The sequence below is a fragment of the Globicatella sanguinis genome (assembly GCF_002847845.2).
GTDB classification, from domain to species: domain Bacteria; phylum Bacillota; class Bacilli; order Lactobacillales; family Aerococcaceae; genus Globicatella; species Globicatella sanguinis.
In genome coordinates, this window is the sequence record NZ_CP126962.1 from 2227407 (window position 1) to 2247252 (window position 19846).

Here is a 19846-nt window from a genome sequence, read left to right on the forward strand (position 1 = left end):
CTAATTTATACTTGAACTTTCGAACAACCATTTTAATTATCAATTAGAAAAAAAGCAAACGTATTATGTGTTAGGTAAAAATTCTAGCTTAATTTGACAATCAAAATTTTAAAAAAATAGGAATTTTATTTTCAACAGGATTAATACTAGCAGCATGCACTAACAATAATGGAGAGTCATCTTCTGCTAATGAAAGAGACGGAGGAGTCACGGAAATATCATATGCGATGTGGGACGCAGCTCAAAAAGATATTTACGAAGAATTAGCTAAAGAATTTGAAGCTCAGAATGATAATATTAAAGTTAAAATTGAAGTAACGCCTTGGGATCAGTATTGGACAAAAGTAGAAGCTGCAATTACAGGAGGTAGTGTAGCAGATGTATTTTGGCTAAACATTCCTAATTCAACAGATTACATTGATGCAGGTGTTGTGAGTTCATTGAGTGAGTTTGATATCAATGTGGACAATATTCCTCAGCAATACATTGAAGCGTTCCAAAGGGATGGTGTATTGTATGGTGTACCTAAAGATTTCGATACTCAAGCACTTTGGTATAATAAAGAAGTTTTTGATAAGGCTGGAGTAGATTATCCAGATGAAACATGGACATGGGAAGATTGGTATAACGCTGCTAAAGAAATTACTGATGAAGAAAATGGAATATATGGAGTTGCGGCACCTCTTAATTATCAAGGTGGGTATCACGATATGATTTACCAAAATGGTGGGACTATTTTTTCAGAGGACGGAACTGAATCAAATATGAATTCTCCAGAAGCTATAGAGGCATTAGAATTTTATAAAAAATTCATTGACGATGGCTTAAGTCCATCTTTAGAAGTAATGGCTGGAACTGAGACTTTCCAATTATTTAATTCTGGTAAAATAGGTACTATAATTGGTGGTTCTTGGATGACAGGTACTTATTTAAAGGATAATGAGTATGGGTTGAAAAATTTTGATGTAGCACCATTACCTATGAAAGAACGTAGAGCTACTACATCAAATTCAATTGCGAACGTTATCGCTGAGAGTTCTAAAAATAAAGAAGCTGCTGCTAAATTCATTCAGTTCTTAAATTCAAAAGAAGCTAATCTAAAAGTAGCTCAATCTGGAGTAGTAATTCCAGCTGCTGAAGGAACACAAGAGCCATGGGTTGACTCATACCCAAATCATAATTTACAGGTTTTTGTTGACGCAGTTGAATACGCTGTCCCTTTACCCTATAACAAAAATGGACAAGCAGCTAATGAAAGTGAAGTAAAATATTTAAATAAAGCTTGGACTGGAGAAATGTCCATTGAAGAAGCAGTGAATGAATTTGTGGAATATGCCAATAGTATATTAGCTAGATAATATGTTAGATTGGCCTTGATTATTCAAGGTCAATCAATTTTTTAGAATACAAGGAGACGTTTATTATGCAAACGAGTAAAATTAGTATATTTGGTAAAAGATATGACAAAGAAATATTATTAACAGCGATTCTACTAGTTTCACCGTTAATCATTGGTTTAACAGTATTTTATTTCATTCCTATGCTTCAAAGTGTGTACTACTCATTTACTGAATGGGGACGTTTTGGGGGTTCAAAATTTATAGGTATAGAAAATTTTAAAAGACTAGTTCAAGATCAATCAGTGTGGAGAGCGTTGAAGAATACTGTCACTTATGCGCTTTTTACTGTGCCAATAGGATCTTTTATCTCAATATTAATCGCAACATTATTGAACAGTAAAATTAAAGGTCAAGGAATATATCGTGTTATTTATTTCTTACCAGCGGTAACGATGACATCTGCAATAGGGATGATTTGGAGATGGATGTACAATTCTCAATATGGAATTATCAACCAAATATTAGCAATGGTTGGAATTTCAGGACCGAATTGGCTGACTGACTCTAATTTTGCTATGATATCGTTAATCATTGTAGGAATATGGGCATCTCTAGGTCAATCGATTGTATTATATTTAGCTGCGTTGCAAGGTATTTCAAGAGCATTTTATGAAGCGGCTGTAATCGATGGCGCAAATCCATTTGAAAAATTTTTTAATATTACATTACCATTAATTACGCCAACAATATTTTTCAATTTATTGACATCTTTAATTAGTTCATTGCAAGTTTATGATTTAATAATGCTTATGTATATGAAAACTAATCCGGCACTTGAAGAAGTTCAGTCATTGGCCTATTTATTTTATCAACAATCTTTTGTGTTTAACGATAAAGGGTATGGTGCAGCTATTTCAGTCGTTCTGTTAATATTAACATTAATAGTAACCGCTGTTCAGTTTAAATTCCAAGATAAATGGGTACATTATTAGGAAGGATAATAAAAATGAATATTGAGAAGTCAAAAAAAATTATAGTACATTTAATCCTTATATTAGGATCTGTGATGATGTTATTTCCATTTATATGGATGGTTTTAACTGCTTTAAAAACTAATGTCGAAGCTACAGCTGTACCACCACAAATATTTCCAAGTAATCCTCAATGGGAAAATTTTAAGTTTATATTTACAAACATGAATTTCGGAAGACTCTTTTTTAATACAGCTATCTCAACAATAATTATAACCGTGGGTCAGGTTCTTTTCAGCTCATTCGCTGCATATGCTTTTGCTAAACTTGACTTTCCTTTTAAAAATATATTGTTTTTTCTAATTCTTTCAGTTTTGATGGTTCCAGGTCAAGTTTTTATAATTCCACAGTATTTGATTATCCAAAAAATGGGTTTACTTAATACACTCCCCGCATTATTTATGCCAGGATTATTTTCAGCATTTGGTACGTTTTTACTTAGACAATTTTTCCTGCAAATTCCAGAAGAAATTGAAGAGGCGGCGGTTATAGATGGTGCATCGAGAATTAGGATATTCTTTACTATTATTCTTCCTCTTTCGAAGTCTGCTATAATATCACTTTCATTATTTGCGATATTATATGGATGGAACTCTCTACTATGGCCATTAATTGTTAATACTGCTCCAGAAAAAATGACCTTGTCTGCAGGATTAGCCTCTTTAAGTGGTCAATACGTAACAGATTATCCGTTATTGATGGCGGGTTCTTTCATAGCAGTTATTCCATTAATTGGTCTGTATTTTATTTTCCAAAAGCAATTTATTGAAGGCATTGCTTTGAGTGGATCAAAATCTTAAGTTTTGCTCAGTATATTGCAAGATTAGAATTTTTAAAAATGTTAATAATAAATAAACAATCTTAAATGTTAAATAAATTGTTTATGGTGATTAACAATGAATTAATTGTGACTAAAATTTTTAAATTTAAAATGAGAAATTCAAAAAACTTCCAGAACATTGTTTAAAAATGAAAGATAAAATACTTAAAAACTATCCAAACAACTTTTTGTTTATAATTTGCTATTAAATGGACAAAATAGTAATCAGTTTGATATGAGAAAAAGTGGTATTGGCTTAATTGTGGAGTTTATAGAATAAAAAAGATATCTTGCACACATATTATAAGATAGTTTTGGAATACACTTGATAAAAAAGTAAAAAATTTGATTGAATAGGACAGAATATTTTGTCTTAATTATATGAAAAAGGAGACTTTATTTTGAATAAAGATGTTGCATTAGGAATTGATATTGGTGGAACAAAGGTTGCAGTTGCTATAGTCAATCGTTTTGGACAAATTGAATATCGCCATGAACTACCGAGTGATATAAAATCTTCAGAGACATTGTTTCAAACTGTTTTAAGCTGTATTCAAAAAGTATTAGATGAGAGTGGCTTAGCTATAACTGATTTTTATGGTATAGGTGCCGGTGTTCCTGGAAAAGTAGACCATAATAATGGGATTGCAATTTTTCAAAATAATATTCCATGGGATAACTTTCCTTTTGTAGAGCGTATTAAGAATGAATTTAATGATGAAATAAAAGTTGTGATTGATAACGATGTTAAAGTGGCAGCTTATGCCGAGTATGCAACGAGACATCTTCCTGCTGAAGCTACCTTTACATATTTAACGATTTCAACAGGCATAGCATCAACGACTATTGTGAATAACACTATTTTACGTGGATCAGGTTTTTCGGGTGAAATAGGTTTTCTTCCTTTAAAAGTGAATAATCAATATATAGATTTAGAAAAGTTTGCGGCAGGACCAGGAATTCAAGCAGCTTATCCTGGGGTTGAGTCAACAAAAGAAGTGTTTAATTTAGCATATGATGGTGATGAAAAAGCAATCGCTATTATAAAATCTCGCGCGCATGCAATGGCAATAGGAATTTATTCAATTGTTTGTACATTAGATCCTAATATGATTGTTCTAGGAGGAAGTGTTGCTTATAATAATCCAAGATTTGTAGACGCAATAATAGAAGAACTTCGTGGAATTGTTATAGAAGAACAAAGCCATATTTTAAATGATATTGTCCGATCGGTATTAGGTAGTGATAATGGGATTGTTGGAGCTGGTATGTTAGCCTTTAATTTAAAATGAAATAGGAAATTAATTTTAAATTGAATGTATTGGAGGAAAGATTATACATGATTATACCAAATTATTTTGAAGATTACACAACGCATCATGTGAATACGATGCCACGACGTAACTATTTCGTTCCTTATGCGAGTGCGTTAGAATATAAAAATAGTTTAACGCGTCGCGATTCAAGTTACTACTTAGATTTAAATGGTATATGGGATTTTCATTATTTTGAAAATATTCGTGAAATTGAAGAGCCATATTGGTTGAATACAAAAAACAATAAAATTGAGTATGTTGATATGAAAGTTCCAAGTGTGTGGCAATTGGCAGGATATGGTCAAATTCAATATACAAATGTAGAATTGCCTATCCCTTTTGATCCACCATTTGCACCTTATGAAAACCCCGCAGGATTATATCGTCGTACATTTGAAGTTAATGACGGAAAATCTTTTGATTACCACTTAAATTTTGAGGGTGTTGATGCAGCTTTCTATGTGTGGGTGAATGATGAATTTATTGGTTACAGCCAGATTTCTCACTCAAATACTGAGTTTGATTTATCAGATGTCATTAAAAATGGAAAAAACACACTGTCTGTACTTGTAGTTCAATGGGGAGCAATGACATACTTAGAAAATCAAGATAAATTTCGATATAGCGGAATATTCCGTGATGTCTATATATTAAAACGTGAAAAAGAAAGGTTAAATAAATTTACAATAAAAACTGATGTTTCAGCGAATTTAGAAACGGGAATAATTACTTTAGATGTAGATGATGCAATAGGATTATCTGAATATGAATATCGTTTATTCGATCCTAACAGGAATGAAATCCTTTCAGGAACAAATAATATTAATAAAACACTTAAGTTAAATTTAAATACTCCATTTTTATGGAATGCCGAAACACCAAACTTGTATCAATTAGAAATAACAGCAGGTAAAGAAGTAATTGTTCAAAAAGTTGGCGTACGTACAATAAGTGTTGAAAATAGTCAGATATTAATTAATCACCAACCTATTTTTTTAGTAGGTGTCAATCACCACGATACACATCCTGAAACAGGACCAACTGTTACACTTAAAAATCATATTAGAGATATGAAGTTAATGAAAGAATTAAACTTCAATGCTATTCGTACTGCACATTATCCAAAAACAGCTGAATTCTATGAATTAGCGGATGAGTTTGGTTTCTATGTCATGAGTGAATCTGATTTAGAAGCACACGAAGTAGTTGAACTCTATGGATTAGGGGGTAATAAAAATTATAATATGATTGCAGATGATCCAACATATATGGAAGCTATGGTAGACCGTACTGATTCAAATATTAGATCGTTCATCAACTTTTCGTCCATCATTATGTGGTCAACAGGGAATGAATCTGGATATGGAGTCAGTATTGAAGCCGCCATGAGTCATGGTCGTAAATTAGATTCTACTCGTCTTCATCACTATGAAGGTTATTGGGAACGTAATCGCGATAATGAAACAAAATATAATCCAGAATTACATGACGTATGGTCAAGAATGTATGCCAATTTCGATGAGATGGATGAGCTTTATTTTAATAAACCTTTAGACAAACCATTCATCCTATGTGAATATATTCATGCAATGGGCAATGGTCCAGGGGATATTCAAGATTATCATGACTATATGGCTAGACATCCAGAATTTGCTGGTGCTTTCGTATGGGAGTGGGCGGACCATGCAGTGGATATTAATCGTGGTAAAAATAAACATCCAGTATACCGCTATGGGGGAGATCATGGTGAATATCCACATGCAAGCAACTTTTGTATGGATGGTCTTGTATTTCCGAATCGTACACCTCATACTGGTGCTTACGAACACCGACAAGTTTTCCGACCGGTAGTGATGGAATCACACGATATCGCAAATTGCAGAGTTAAATTAAGAAATCGTTATGCTTTTAGTATTTTAAGTGATAAGGTTGATTTAGTTGCAGAATTATATGACATAGATGGAAATAAAATAGAAGAAATTCCACTAAAAACACCAGCTATTGATCCGTACTCTGAAAAAGAAGTTACTTTTGAAGCCTTAAGTGAAATAAGTGACACCATTGCATCTATTCGTTTAGTATACAATATGAAAAATACAAAAAAAGAATTAGGTTTTGATATAATCACTATTAAAGAGTTTTCACCTAAGTTAGAAACTCGTAAATTTGATGGATTATCTGTTAAAGAAACATCAGGTATGATTAACGTTTTATTAGGTGATCGTGAAGTTCATTTTAGTAAAGCAACGGGAGCTATTGCTCAATTAGTAGATAATGGTCGATTTTTATTAGATAAAGTTGGTAAATGGACGATTTGGCGTGCCCCTATGGATAACGACCGTAAAGTGCGTCGTGAGTGGGAAGCCGCGAATTATCATGTTCATCAAAGTCGCGTGCATAGTTATGAAATCGATGAATTAAGTGATTCGATAAAAATAAAATTTGAAATTGTTATTAACACAGTTGCTCGTCAAAATATTGTTAGTTTTAGTGTTAATTGGATTCTTTCAAAAAATGGTGAAATAAAATTAGAGTTAAGTGGTGAGAAAGATAAAGTAATGCCATTTTTACCTCGTTTTGGTCTAGTTTTACCATTTAAAAAAGAAATGGAAAAAGTTTCTTATTACGGAAGAGGACCTTACGAAAGTTATGTAGATAAGAAGCAAGCTAATTATGTTGCACGATTTAGTGGGAACGTTTCAGACTTCTATGAGCCATATGTGACACCACAAGAAAATGGTGCACGCAATGAAGTGCGTGAGCTAATTTTGACAGATGGAAAATCCAAATTCAAAGTCGTTAGCCAGGTGGGGCTATCATTTAACGTATCCAATTACTCTGTTAAACAACTAACTGAGGTGAAACATAGGGACAAATTAAGAGAAGAAGGTTTGACATATTTACATCTTGACTACCAACATAGTGGTTCTGGTAGCAATTCTTGTGGGCCAGAATTAGCGAGTTTATACCGATTAGGTAATACTCCATTCTTTTTCGAATTTAGCTTTACCTTTTAGATAATAGGGGATGTAACATAGATTAAATAATCTTTATTATTGAAATAAGTTTGGAAAATAATATTTGTAAGATTAGTAGTGTGGTAAATGGTTCTCGATGACTTTAAGCAATCATTTTAAACAAGCTTTTTGTCAAATAGTTTGGGCATATTTTTTTGTGGTCTGCAACTTTTAGTAGAGAAAAATAATAAAAATACAGGCTGAAAGTCGATATCATAATACGATTTTTAGCCTGTATTTTTTTGAATGTATGTAATTGATTTATATTTTACTGGATCTATGTCAAGTAATGTGGCTCCATGTCAAGTAATGTTGGTAAATAGTAATAGTTGCACTTGAACGCTTGTTCAAGTGCTATTTGTTTATTTAAATTAAGCTATCTTATTTTACGTTTCTAATTTTTTGTTTTGATTAAAAAAGCGTGAATGAATAGAGAAATATAGTCTACCTAAACCAAAAAGTATAGCATCATTTATTTAAAGTTCTCTTATTATTTATTTTATTGTATCATATTAATTTGAACTTGGTTAAAAATATTTGGAAATTGTTTAAATTCGATATTACCCGTTAAAGGATTCATCGCATTTAGCACACCACAGGTGATGCCAGTTTTAATTTGTTCGGTAAATTCTTGTTCATTATCTAGAGCATAGGCAATACCTGCAATGGTTGAATCTCCAGAACCGACAGAATTAACGGCTTTCACTTTTGGTATTGTTACTTGATAAAATTGATTCCCTGATTTGATTAATGCACCTTTACTTCCTAGTGATACCATTACAATTGGTATGTCTTCAAATAATGGATCAAGCAGAGCATCTTTAATTTGAATTGTAGTTAAGGACTGCGGTATATCTAATAATTCAGTTATTTCCTGTAGATTCGGTTTAATAAGATAAGGTTTCACTTCAGCACGAATAGAATCTGCTAATGTTTTTCCGGAACAGTCTAATAGAACCGGAATTTCTTTTTCTGAAGCAATTTTTATCAGATAACTGTAAAAGGTTGTATTTAATCCAGAGGGGAGACTCCCCGAAATAGTGATTACTCTTATTGGGTAATCATTTAGTATACTTTCAAAAATATTGAGAAATTCCTGTTTCTCTTGTTCGTTGATTTCAGGTCCTTTTTCTAAGACTTCTGTTTGCTTATTATCATGCAAAATAGCAATACAAGAACGACTTTCGCCTCTGATATAAGAAAATTTATGAGGAATGTTTTCTTGGATTAATTTTGTTTCGATAAAAGACCCAAAATGTCCTCCAATTAACCCAGTCGCCAATACATTACCACTTAATTGGTGAATCACTCGACTGACATTTAGCCCTTTACCACCGGCTGTTTTTTGTACATTTTGAACTCTGTTAGATTGATCTAACTTTAATTCGTTTAAAACATAAGAAACATCGATAGAAGGATTTAGAGTAACCGTTAATATCATTTAAAATACCTCCATGTTTATTTTATCTAGATATAATTTTACAGAATTTACTATATTGTTCCAATGTATCAAAAGATATCTCATTATCAGTCAAAATAAAATCCAAATCTTGTGTTTGATAAAATTGATAGAAATCTTTTTTATCAAATTTACTTGAATCAACCGCTAAATATTTTATTTTAGCATTTTCGAAAATGATTTTTTGAGTTAGACCTTCTTCGGCAACAGCATCATAAATATTATTGTTTAAAATGCCATTGGCTGATATGAATGCTTTTTGTACATGGAAGTTTTCTGCTACTTGATCGGAAATCGTTCCATGAAATGAGGCTGAAACATCGCGATAAACGCCACCAATCAAGATCGTTTCATATCGTTTATCTAATTTAAATTTTTCAAATACTAACATTGAATTGGTCACAACCTGAATGTTTGGCACGGTTAAATAATCATACACCATTTCAACAGTGGTTCCTGAACCAAGAAAAACGGTATCGCCTTCATTAATTTCTTTTGCGATTAGTTGTGCAACATGTTTTTTCTGGGGACGATTGATTGTGCGCTTACGGATATGGCTAAATTCTCTTTTGGGGTTAGTCGCATCTGCATCTGTATTAATGCTTTTGGCTCCTCCGTGAATTCGAATCAATAGACCTTTTTCTTCCATTTCCTTTAGATCTCTGCGAATCGTCATTTCAGTCACATTTGATAAATTTAAAATATCTGTATTTGAAATGACACTATTGTTTTTTAGTAATTCTTCAATCAAGCGCTGGCGTTCTTCTTTTAGCATAAAAGACTCCTTTCTAAATATGTTTGGATATGTTCGAATTACTATATATAATATATTATTTTGTATATAAAATGTCAACTTAATGTTGACTTTTGTTCGATGATGCGTTATATTGTTAGTGTAATGATGTTAAATGTTTTTTTAGAAGGATGGAGGACAAAAATGCACATTATTTCAAAAAGCAAATTCGAAAAGTTAGAAAAACTGTCTACCAATGACCATGTCATCTCAGCTTTAGCCATTGATCAGCGAGGATCAATTCGAAAGATGATTGAATCAAAGGGAGCTGTTGAAGATATTCAAGCAGCAGTTGAAGCATTTAAAATCTCAATTTCAGAAGTTTTAACCCCTTATGCGTCATCAATTTTATTAGATCCTGAATATGGATTACCCGCTACAAAAGTTAGAGATGCAAAAGCAGGATTATTATTAGCTTATGAAGAGACTGGTTATGATGCGACTGAACCAGGTCGATTGCCTGATTTATTAGGAGAATGGTCAGCTAAACGTATTAAAGAAATCGGGGCAGATGCAGTAAAATTCTTACTTTACTATGATATTGATGAAAGTGATGCCATTAATGAACAAAAATACGCCTTTGTGGAACGAATTGGTTCTGAATGTTTAGCAGAAGATATACCATTTTTCTTAGAAATTTTAACCTATGACCATCAAATGGACGATGTTAAATCTAAAGAATACGCAGCTGTTAAACCCCATAAAGTAATTGAAGCGATGAAAGAATTTTCTAAACCTCAATATAATGTCGATGTTTTAAAAGTAGAAGTGCCGGTCAATATGGAATATGTTGAAGGTTTTGCTAAAGAAGACTTTATTATGTCACAAGATGAAGCAAAAGCCCACTTTAAAGCACAGGACGAGGCGACTCATTTACCATATATTTTCTTATCAGCCGGTGTATCCAGTGAGTTATTCCAAGACACTTTAGTTTTTGCTAAGGAATCGGGCAGTCGTTTTAATGGTGTTTTATGTGGTCGTGCGACATGGAAAGATTCAGTTGGCATATTTGTTCAAGAAGGTGACCAAGCGGCACGTGAATGGTTATCAACCCAAGGAAAAGAAAATATCAATGGATTGAATGATGTACTTACTAAAACTGCCACTCCATGGACTGAAAAAATTGGTGTTAATGAATAAGAAAGGTGATGAAACATGTTTAATTATTCAACTGAAGAATTAGAGCGATTAGGTGCTGTCAATACTACTCGTGAGATTCGTCAACAGCCTAAGTTGTGGCGTGAAGTATTAGAAACGATCGAATCAAAACGTGAAACTATTGAAACTTTTTTAAATAACATTAAGGAAAAACATGATTCTGTAAAAGTCATTTTTACTGGTGCAGGCACTTCTGCTTATGTTGGCGAGACCTTATTGCCACAAATTATGAAAACGCAAGAAGATTTAAGTTGGGAATACTTAGATGTAGCGACAACAGATTTAGTCACCAACCCAACGGTATATTTTAAAGAAACCCAACCGACTTTATTAGTATCATATGCACGTTCAGGTAATTCTCCAGAGAGTGTCGCGACTGTTAAGTTAGCACAACAATTAGTGTCTGACTTATATCAAATTACGATAACTTGTTCTAAAGAAGGTCAATTAGCAAAAAATTCTCATGGTGATGATAAAAACTTACTATTATTACAACCGGAACTGTCGAATGATTTAGGATTTGCGATGACTGGCGCCTTTTCATGTATGTATTTAACCAGTTTATTAATTTTTGATAATCGTTCATTTGAGCAAAAGAAAGCTTGGGTAGAACAAATGATTGAAACGACGGAAGGTATTTTTGACAAAGAAGAGCAAATTCAAGCTTTAGTGGATTTAAATGTTGAGCGTGTTGTTTACTTGGGTTCAGGCGTATACTTTGGACTAGCCCATGAAACGCAATTAAAGATTTTAGAATTAACCGCTGGAGCTAAAACAACTTTATATGAGACAGTTTTAGGATTTAGACATGGACCGAAATCAATCGTGAATGATCAAACAGCTATTATTTTGTACCAGTCTGAAGATGCTTATGCACGTCAATATGAGCTTGATTTGATGACTGAAATTGCTGCTGACAAGATTGCTAAATCGATGATTGTTGTCGGTGGGGATAATCCTCAAATCGATGGCTTTACCCATTTTGATATTGCATTAACAGAACACGTAGAAGAAGGATATTTAGTATTACCATACGTTGTTTTTGGACAAATTTATGCATTATTAAGTTCGATAGCTGTGGATAATACCCCTGATACACCTTCGAAAACCGGTACGGTTAATCGAGTAGTAAAAGGCGTTACGATCCATCCGTTTGAAAAATAGCTGAAAGCGTGAAGTGAATGTCTGAGATTTATGAAATAGGAAAATTAATTTTAACTGATAAAGTATTAGAAAATGTCTATCTAGAGGTAAAAGACGGAAAATTTATGGGTCTTTATGAATATGATTCCCAATTGAATGGAGAATATACTTTAATTGATTATTCAAATAAAATTGTGGGACCTGGTTTTGTCGAAACACATATCCATGGATTTTTAGGAAAAGATGTTATGGATGGGGAGATAGAAGGCTTAAATACCATCGCACAAGGGTTATTAAGCACAGGTGTAACATCTTGGTTACCTACGACATTAACTTCTAGTCGTCAGTCATTGAATGATGTTTGTCAATTAATAGGTGAAAATTATCAAAATATTAAAGGCGCAAAAATTCAAGGAATCTTTTTAGAAGGACCTTATTTTACTACCAAACATAAAGGTGCTCAAAATCCTGATTACATGAGTGATCCTGTCATTGAGGAACTCAAAAATTGGCAAGCACTTTCTAATCAACTGATTAAAAAAATTGCCTTAGCTCCAGAACGAGAACACGTTATTCCTTTTGTAGAATATGCTCAAAGTCAAAATATTAAAGTTGGCCTCGCACATAGCGAGGCAAGCTTTAAACAAGCTGAGAAAGCGGTTAAAGCTGGTGCTAATATTTTTATTCATACATATAATGGAATGTCTGGATTACACCATCGTGAACCTGGTATGGTAGGCGCAACAATGACTTTGGAACATTGTTATGCAGAAGTGATTGCAGATGGACAACATGTCCATCCAAAGGCAATTGAAGTATTAGTAAAAAGTCGTGGTGTAGAAGAAGTGATTTTAATTACTGATTCTATGAGAGCGGCTGGATTAGGGGATGGAAGATCAAGACTAGGCGAATTTGAAGTTGAAGTTAAAGATGGTTGCGCTCGATTAGTAGAGGGCGGTTCTTTAGCAGGATCAATCCTAAAAATGAATGAAGCTGTAAAAAATATCGTTGACTGGGGTATTGTAGACTTACCTTCAGCAGTGAGAATGGCTAGTATTAATGCCGCAAAATCTGTTGGAATTGAAGAAAAATGTGGTGCAATTAAACTAGGATTTGATGCTGATTTCATTGTCTTAAATCAAAATAATGAATTAGAAGCCACTTATTTAAATGGCCAAAAAGTATATGAAGCACATTTGGAGGGGAATCAATGATAGGTATTGTCGTAACAGGGCATGGAGAATTTGCAGATGGAATTTATAAAGCTTTTGAAATGATTGCGGGACATGCAGAGAATGTCTCAATTGTTCGCTTTGAAGATGGAATGGATTTAAATGAGTATCATCATCAATTGAATGAAGTCTTTACTAAATATAGCGATCAGTATAAAGGCGTTTTAGTACTTACAGACTTATTAGGGGGAACACCGTTCAATACCTCAATGGTAATCAGTCAAGAATTTGAAAAAGTTAGAGTCTTAACAGGAACTAATTTATCCATGATGATTGAAGGACAATTATTATCCAAAGTGGAAGATAATGTTGATAAATTAGCTAATCAAATAGTGGAAGTTGGACGTATAGCAGTTAGTTCCCCAGAGATTAGTTTTGACACTGACGAAGAGAAAGTTGAGGAGGGGATTTAATGGCTGTTTGGCAAATCGTGACTCTAACCGCATTATGTTTTGTAGCTTTCACCATTATCGGAATTTTACTCTATTCACTATCTGTAAGAAAGAAGTTTACTTATCAGAGAGAGAAATTTGAACAAATACATCTTAATCTTAAATCAGGAGATTATGTTGAATTTTCAAATGGTATCTTTGGTACAGTCGTCAAGGTAGATGACGAAACGTGTGATATTTCAATTAAGAGTGGTGCGATAATGACGGTCTCTAGATTTGCCATTTCAGAAATTATCACACCATAATTGTAATCGTTTTATATGAGAAGGAGGAAAAATAAATGCCAAATATTTTATTAACAAGAATTGATAATCGACTAATACATGGTCAAGTTGCAACCCAATGGACTGGTTCAATAGGAGCTAATTTACTTTTAGTTGCTAATGATGAAGTGAGCACTAATAAGACTAGACAAGGCTTAATGGATATGGCAGCGCCAACAGCAGCACAAACACGTTACTTTTCATTGCAAAAGACCATTGATATTATCCATAAAGCAGCTGATAGACAGAAGATTTTTATTATTTGTGAGACACCACAAGATGTTTTGACTTTAGTCAAGGGAGGTGTACCGATTAAGAAAGTAAATATTGGTAATATGCACATGGCTGAAGGAAAACGACAAATTGTTGGTTCAGTAGCAGTAGATGATAATGATATTGAAACATTTAAAGAATTAAAACGTCTCGGTGTTGAACTCGAGATTCGAAGAGTACCTCAAGAATCAGCGGAAAATATTGAAAAATTATTTAAATAATGAGGTGAAAAAAGATGCAAGACTTTAATATAATTCAGATATTATTAGTTTTTATTGTAACATTTGTTGCAGCGATCGATCAGTTTAACCTGTTGGAATCTTTGTATCAACCTATCGTATTAGGACCCGTAATCGGTTTGATTTTAGGTGACTTAAGAACAGGTTTGGTCGTTGGTGGGACTTATCAATTAATGACAATTGGTAACATGCCAGTAGGGGGAGCACAGCCACCAAACGCGGTTATCGGTGGTATTATGGCCACAGTTTTAGCAATCTCTCTAAAACTTGATCCAGCCGGTGCTGTTGGGGCAGCGATTCCATTTGCCTTACTAGGACAGTATGGTATTACCATGCTCTTTACAGCAATGTCACCAATGATGACCAAAGCAGATCAAATGGCAGAAGAAGCAGACACTGATGGGATTGTTAAGTTAAATTATTCTGCGATGGCTATTCTGGGAGTGATTTTTGCTCTAATTGTGACTTTATTCTTTATCGGAGGACAACAGTTCGGAAATGTCATTACTGGATTCTTCAATCAACATCCTTGGATTATGGCTGGTTTAGGAGCTGCTGGGAATATGATGCGTTTTGTCGGATTTGCGATTTTACTTAAAGTAATGATTTCACGAGAATTATGGGGCTTCTATTTTATGGGATTCGCCTTAGCGATTATTGTGGATGCAGTTGGATCTTTAGGAAGTTCAGCTTTATTATTACTAGCAATTATTGGATTTGGTTTGGCATATTGGGATTACCAAGTTCAAACAAAATTAGCCAATAATGTTGCAAACAACGATTTTGGAGGTGAAGAAGATGGTATCTAATATTCCAAATAATTATAATGACTTAACACCTGCTGAAACGCTAGATAAGAAAACATTAAATAAAATGATTTGGCGTTCATTGAACTTACAAGCATCCTTTAACTATGAAAGAATGCAAGCAGCAGGGTGGCTTTATTCTATTTTACCTGGATTAAAGAAAATCCATAAAGACAAAGAAGACTTGTCCTCATCTATGAAGCATAACTTAGAATTCTTCAATACGCATCCGTTTTTAGTAACGTTTGTAATGGGGATAGTATTATCATTGGAGCAAAATAAAGCGGATATTCCAACAATTCGTGCTGTTAGGGTTGCTGCAATGGGACCATTAGGGGGAATCGGGGATGCTATTTTCTGGCTGACTTTAGTTCCAATTTCAGCGGGTATTACCGCTCAAATGGCTTTAGAAGGAAATTGGTTTGCACCAATTCTATTCTTACTAATCTTTAATATTGTACAATTTATCGTTCGTTACTATCTCATGCATTGGTCATATAGCTTGGGAACAAATGCCATTGGTATTTTAACTCAAAATGCAAAGGCATTTACACGCGCAGCATCAATTTTAGGGGTATTTGTTGTCGGTGCCTTAACTTGTGTTTACGGAGCGACTGCCGTTAACGGATTAGTTATTCCTAATGGTACCACTCAAGAAGCTGTTGAAATTGTAGAAACAGTACCAGCCTCAGAAATAGGTAATTATGAAAATATCATTTATGAAAATGTGGCTGATCAAACTCCAGCAATTGGTCAAGAAGACGCGAGTATAACGGAATTGCCAAGTGGTAATTATAAAGTGACTTATTTTGAGTATGTGGAAACACCTGTTCAAATTAATATTCAAGAGATACTTGATGGCATCATGCCAAAATTAATACCACTAACAATCACCTTACTCTTATATTATTTACTAGCATTTAAAGGATGGACACCAATTAAATGTATTTTATTAATCTTAGTAATCGGATTACTAGGTGCTGGTCCATTTGGTTTATGGACATCTATTTGGTGAGAGCCTCCTTCAAATTAAGCTCAATCTATTAACCAAGGCATCTTGCCTTGGTTTTTTTCGAGTGTTATTGAATATATTCCGTATTTTATTTTATAAAGCAAATAACATGTACAACACGTGTTATACGTGCTACAATAAATAGGAGGAAGAATATAAATGCCTTTGACGCAATTAGAGATGATGAAATTGTTGATGTTGCATGGATGGACACCCTATACCAGAGAGGGGAAAGGCTCCCATATAAAAATGAAAAAGAAAGGATGCCGACCAATTATCATTCCACATGGAGAATTAAAAAGAGGTACAGAACGCAATATATTAAAACAGGCCAATTTATTGGCATTATGGCATCATTAAGAAAGGAAGTTGAGTATGCAAGTAGTTTATCCCGCTTTATTTTATTTTGATCCAAAGGAGAGCAATTATTTTATTACATTTCCTGACTTTGAATATTCTGCTACTCAAGGCGAAAATCTTGCGGATGCGATGATGATGGCCGCCGAGTATTTGGGGATACAAGTAGCCGATTTGATTGAAGAGAATCACACATTGCCTATCCCAACTAATATAAATGAGTTATCATTAATTGAACACAATCCATTTAGAGAAGATTCGGAGTTTAGTCAAGATTACGATGAACAGCAATCATTTATTTCAATGGTTACTACAGATGTCACTCGATATCTAGGTATGCAAGAGTTAGTAAAAAAAACACTCACAATCCCTAAATGGGCTGATATCGCTGGGAAAGAATTGCAATTAAACTTCTCTCAAACTTTAACAGAAGCGATATTAGCGAAGAAGTTTGAATCATCGTAGATTTGCTTCTTAAAATCATTTGAAGTATTTCGTTATTGTTTTACTTATTTGTATGAAAAGGGGAAACAGAAACGTTTTAAAAGCGAATGATTAGTGTATATTTTATAGCGCAGTGTTTGAGAGGCATCTAGAGAGTCAGGGACGAGATTCAGTCGAGTTATTGAGCGTTAATTAAAATCGCAGTGGCAGAGGGGGGTTAAAACTTCGTCTTACTGACTCATTTATAACCTCATCTACTTTGCTTTGCGGGAGTGGACAGACGAAGTGAAAATCAATCGGTTTTCTACTTCAAGTCCACTCCCTATTTGCTTTGTATTGAATTAATTAATGTATCTAGTGCTATAAATTCAAGTAAGTTGCGTAGTGAAGACGCGTTTAGCATATTGAATTAAATGAATGTATCTAGTGCTATAAATTTAAGTAAGATGCGTAACAAAGTCACATTTAGCATCCTGAATTAAATTAATGCTTCTAAGGCAACAAATTCGCGGTCTTGTGATTCTGCCACAGCTAAATTGGTTATATGGCCTTGATAAGTATTAATGCCTGTTAAGATGGTGTGATTATTTTTGGCAGCTTGGATGATGCCTTTATTGGCGATTTCTTTTGTATAGAATAATGATGCATTGGTTAAGGCAATGGTAGCTGTTTGTGGTACCGCTCCTGGAATATTGCTAACGGCGTAGTGCGTTACGCCATATTTAACATAGGTTGGTTCTGAATGAGTGGTTTCATGGGTTGTTGCGAAATTCCCTCCTTGATCGACTGCCACATCAATTAGGACAGAACCAGACTTCATTTGTTGAACAGTCTCTTCCTTAACTAAGATCGGTGCACGACGCCCGGCCACTAAGACGGAACCAATAACTAAGTCTGAATTTACCACCGATTCATGAATATTCGCTTCATTTGATACTAGAGTTTGTACCGGGTAACCTAGGGTATGTTCAATCTTGGCTAGACGTTGTGGAGTGATATCGATAATGGTCACATTGGCACCTAAGCCACAGGCTAACTTGGCACTATTAAGACCGACAACGCCACCCCCAATAATCGTAACATTCGCCCGTTTTACACCAGGGACACCCCCGAATAAAATGCCAGGTCCACCATGATTTTTCTCTAATAGATGAGCGCCAATTTGTACCGCCATACGTCCGGCTACTTCGGACATGGGCTTCAGTAATGGAAGGGTGCCTTTGTCAACCATTGTTTCATAAGCGATACACGTGACTTCATTGTCTAATAAAGCTTGGGCTAAGTCAGGATCGGCTGCTAAATGTAAATAACTAAATAGGATTAGGTCTTTGTGGAAGTATGCATATTCTTCTTTCAAGGGCTTTTTTACTTTGATAACCATCTCTGCAGCCCAAACTTTGGCAACTTCTTCAACTAAAGTGGCTCCGGCTGCTTGATAAGCTTCATCACTAAATCCAGATGCCAAACCGGCTTCATGTTCAACGATAACGTGGTGGCCGTCGTTGATTAATTCTTTAACATTGTCGGGGGTTAATCCCACACGATTTTCAGTGATTTCTTGTTCTTTTGGTAAACCAATAATCATGGTCATGACTCCTTCAAAATGAATTAAATATTGTACGTATTTTTTGATAATTATATCACAAAATGACATGAAAGGAAGATGCTATAGAAAATTAGTGCCTTGCATAAGTTCTAGAAATGGCAGTCATAATTTGAGGTAGAAGGGATAGCTCATATTTGTGGGGAGAAAGGGCAGTCATAATTTGAGGTAGAAGGGATAGCCACTATTTGTGGGGAGCAAGGGCGGTCATTATTTGGGAGGAGAAGAGGTAGTCAGTTCTTAAGAAGATGAGGGGCAGCCATTATTAAGTGTAGAAGGGGCAGCCAATATTAGGGAGGAAAGTGGACAGCCTATATTAGGGTGTTGAGTTTTTAAATCAGCATTCTTAGCGACTTTATTTCGTTAACTGTAGGAAACTCATCTAGTTTTCATCTTTTTCATAGTAAAAACGCAAAAGACATTTGGATGGATTGTTTTCATAGAAGCAAGTTATTACTAACATTTATTCACAAAGATTAGTGGATATTTCACAAAGTTAGTTTTATGAGAGCGATTGTGACCGACTTTGTTTGTAATTTTCATAAAAAATGTTTTCATCGCGATTACACTGTTTGCTAGTGGTTTTTCAAATCGTTAAGCTGATTATTTTCAAAGTTATTTTACATTATAAAAACGCTTGCGAAATAATTTAAACCTAAGCTATAATTCAGTCAATGTACCAAATTTAGAATTTTTATCCATATATTTATTAAACAATATTGAGAGAGGAGGACTCACAATCGTGGTGTTTTTTTAGAGGAAGTTATGAAGCAAAAAATGTGATAGACGCATTATTGTACTAAGGATTACAAGCCAGTAATTTAATATTTATTAATAATCAAAAGAGGAGGTGAAGGGGAGTGGAACAACCTTATGAGATTAATCGTTATGCTTTAGAAAAAGCCATCAATCAACGACGTTTAAAAGCTTGTCAGGTTGCAGACCAAGTCGGTATTTCTCGCAATACGATGTCACGCACGCTTCAAGGGCATACGATTCCCAGTTTGGAAGTAGTCAATTTAATTAGTCGCTTTCTGAAATTAACAGACCGTGAGATTATTCGCATATTTCATCCGAAATTTTAAAGG

At 34.2% G+C, this 19846-nt stretch carries 19 protein-coding genes; 16 read left to right on the forward strand and 3 right to left on the reverse strand.

Features of this window, described 5'->3' with window-relative positions:
• The first annotated feature begins 227 nt into the window (after positions 1-227).
• From CYJ72_RS09850 to CYJ72_RS09870, 5 genes are all read left to right on the forward strand, one after another.
• On the forward strand, positions 228-1358 hold the full coding sequence (locus CYJ72_RS09850) for an ABC transporter substrate-binding protein (protein WP_284629712.1): 1131 nt from the start codon (positions 228-230) through the stop codon (positions 1356-1358).
• Positions 1359-1423: 65 nt separating this feature from the next.
• Positions 1424-2332 carry a carbohydrate ABC transporter permease gene (locus CYJ72_RS09855; RefSeq protein WP_284629714.1) on the forward strand — a complete coding sequence of 303 codons (909 nt, stop codon included), beginning with the start codon at positions 1424-1426 and terminating at the stop codon, positions 2330-2332.
• A 14-nt stretch (positions 2333-2346) separates the two neighbouring features.
• Positions 2347-3171 (forward strand): carbohydrate ABC transporter permease, encoded by an 825-nt coding sequence (locus CYJ72_RS09860; RefSeq protein WP_284629715.1) that lies wholly within the window; start codon positions 2347-2349, stop codon positions 3169-3171.
• Positions 3172-3592: 421 nt separating this feature from the next.
• The gene (locus tag CYJ72_RS09865; RefSeq protein WP_284629716.1) at positions 3593-4483 is read left to right on the forward strand and encodes an ROK family protein; all 891 of its coding nucleotides are present in this window, start codon (positions 3593-3595) and stop codon (positions 4481-4483) included.
• A 47-nt stretch (positions 4484-4530) separates the two neighbouring features.
• A complete protein-coding gene (locus tag CYJ72_RS09870; protein WP_284629718.1) occupies positions 4531-7524 on the forward strand; it encodes a glycoside hydrolase family 2 TIM barrel-domain containing protein in 2994 nt (997 codons plus the stop codon).
• A 499-nt stretch (positions 7525-8023) separates the two neighbouring features.
• Here the strand turns inward: CYJ72_RS09870 and CYJ72_RS09875 are convergent, their stop codons facing one another.
• A complete protein-coding gene (locus CYJ72_RS09875) occupies positions 8024-8965 on the reverse strand; it encodes a hexose kinase (protein ID WP_284629719.1) in 942 nt (313 codons plus the stop codon).
• A gap of 22 nt (positions 8966-8987) precedes the next feature.
• Positions 8988-9758 (reverse strand): DeoR/GlpR family DNA-binding transcription regulator, encoded by a 771-nt coding sequence (locus CYJ72_RS09880; RefSeq protein ID WP_284629721.1) that lies wholly within the window; start codon positions 9756-9758, stop codon positions 8988-8990.
• 162 nt (positions 9759-9920) lie between these two features.
• Here CYJ72_RS09880 and lacD point away from each other — a divergent pair, with 162 nt between their 5' ends.
• From lacD to CYJ72_RS09930, 10 genes are all read left to right on the forward strand, one after another.
• Positions 9921-10916, forward strand: a complete 996-nt coding sequence (gene lacD, locus CYJ72_RS09885; protein ID WP_284629722.1) for a tagatose-bisphosphate aldolase — start codon at positions 9921-9923, stop codon at positions 10914-10916.
• Positions 10917-10931: 15 nt separating this feature from the next.
• Positions 10932-12098, forward strand: a complete 1167-nt coding sequence (locus CYJ72_RS09890) for an AgaS family sugar isomerase (protein WP_066124898.1) — start codon at positions 10932-10934, stop codon at positions 12096-12098.
• Positions 12099-12115: 17 nt separating this feature from the next.
• Positions 12116-13291, forward strand: coding sequence for an N-acetylglucosamine-6-phosphate deacetylase (gene nagA / locus CYJ72_RS09895; RefSeq protein WP_284629723.1), 1176 nt, complete (start codon positions 12116-12118; stop codon positions 13289-13291).
• On the forward strand, positions 13288-13722 hold the full coding sequence (locus CYJ72_RS09900) for a PTS sugar transporter subunit IIA (protein WP_284629724.1): 435 nt from the start codon (positions 13288-13290) through the stop codon (positions 13720-13722). Before nagA ends, CYJ72_RS09900 begins: the two co-directional genes overlap by 4 nt.
• Positions 13722-14006, forward strand: a complete 285-nt coding sequence (locus CYJ72_RS09905) for a preprotein translocase subunit YajC (protein WP_284629725.1) — start codon at positions 13722-13724, stop codon at positions 14004-14006. Before CYJ72_RS09900 ends, CYJ72_RS09905 begins: the two co-directional genes overlap by 1 nt.
• 35 nt (positions 14007-14041) lie before the next feature.
• Positions 14042-14518: a PTS N-acetylgalactosamine transporter subunit IIB gene (gene agaV, locus CYJ72_RS09910; protein ID WP_284629726.1), complete on the forward strand. Its 477-nt coding sequence runs from the start codon at positions 14042-14044 to the stop codon at positions 14516-14518.
• A gap of 14 nt (positions 14519-14532) precedes the next feature.
• The gene (locus CYJ72_RS09915) at positions 14533-15345 is read left to right on the forward strand and encodes a PTS mannose/fructose/sorbose/N-acetylgalactosamine transporter subunit IIC (protein WP_284629727.1); all 813 of its coding nucleotides are present in this window, start codon (positions 14533-14535) and stop codon (positions 15343-15345) included.
• Positions 15335-16357 (forward strand): PTS system mannose/fructose/sorbose family transporter subunit IID, encoded by a 1023-nt coding sequence (locus CYJ72_RS09920; protein ID WP_284629728.1) that lies wholly within the window; start codon positions 15335-15337, stop codon positions 16355-16357. The genes CYJ72_RS09915 and CYJ72_RS09920 overlap by 11 nt, the downstream gene beginning before the upstream one ends.
• A gap of 156 nt (positions 16358-16513) precedes the next feature.
• Positions 16514-16714 (forward strand): type II toxin-antitoxin system HicA family toxin, encoded by a 201-nt coding sequence (locus tag CYJ72_RS09925; protein ID WP_066124893.1) that lies wholly within the window; start codon positions 16514-16516, stop codon positions 16712-16714.
• A gap of 15 nt (positions 16715-16729) precedes the next feature.
• Positions 16730-17176 carry a type II toxin-antitoxin system HicB family antitoxin gene (locus CYJ72_RS09930; protein ID WP_284629729.1) on the forward strand — a complete coding sequence of 149 codons (447 nt, stop codon included), beginning with the start codon at positions 16730-16732 and terminating at the stop codon, positions 17174-17176.
• A gap of 457 nt (positions 17177-17633) precedes the next feature.
• On the opposite strand, the gene ald is transcribed toward CYJ72_RS09930, so the two are convergent.
• On the reverse strand, positions 17634-18740 hold the full coding sequence (ald, locus tag CYJ72_RS09935) for an alanine dehydrogenase (protein WP_284629730.1): 1107 nt from the start codon (positions 18738-18740) through the stop codon (positions 17634-17636).
• A gap of 878 nt (positions 18741-19618) precedes the next feature.
• Here ald and CYJ72_RS09940 point away from each other — a divergent pair.
• On the forward strand, positions 19619-19843 hold the full coding sequence (locus CYJ72_RS09940; protein ID WP_066124577.1) for a helix-turn-helix domain-containing protein: 225 nt from the start codon (positions 19619-19621) through the stop codon (positions 19841-19843).
• The last annotated feature ends 3 nt before the right edge of the window (positions 19844-19846 follow it).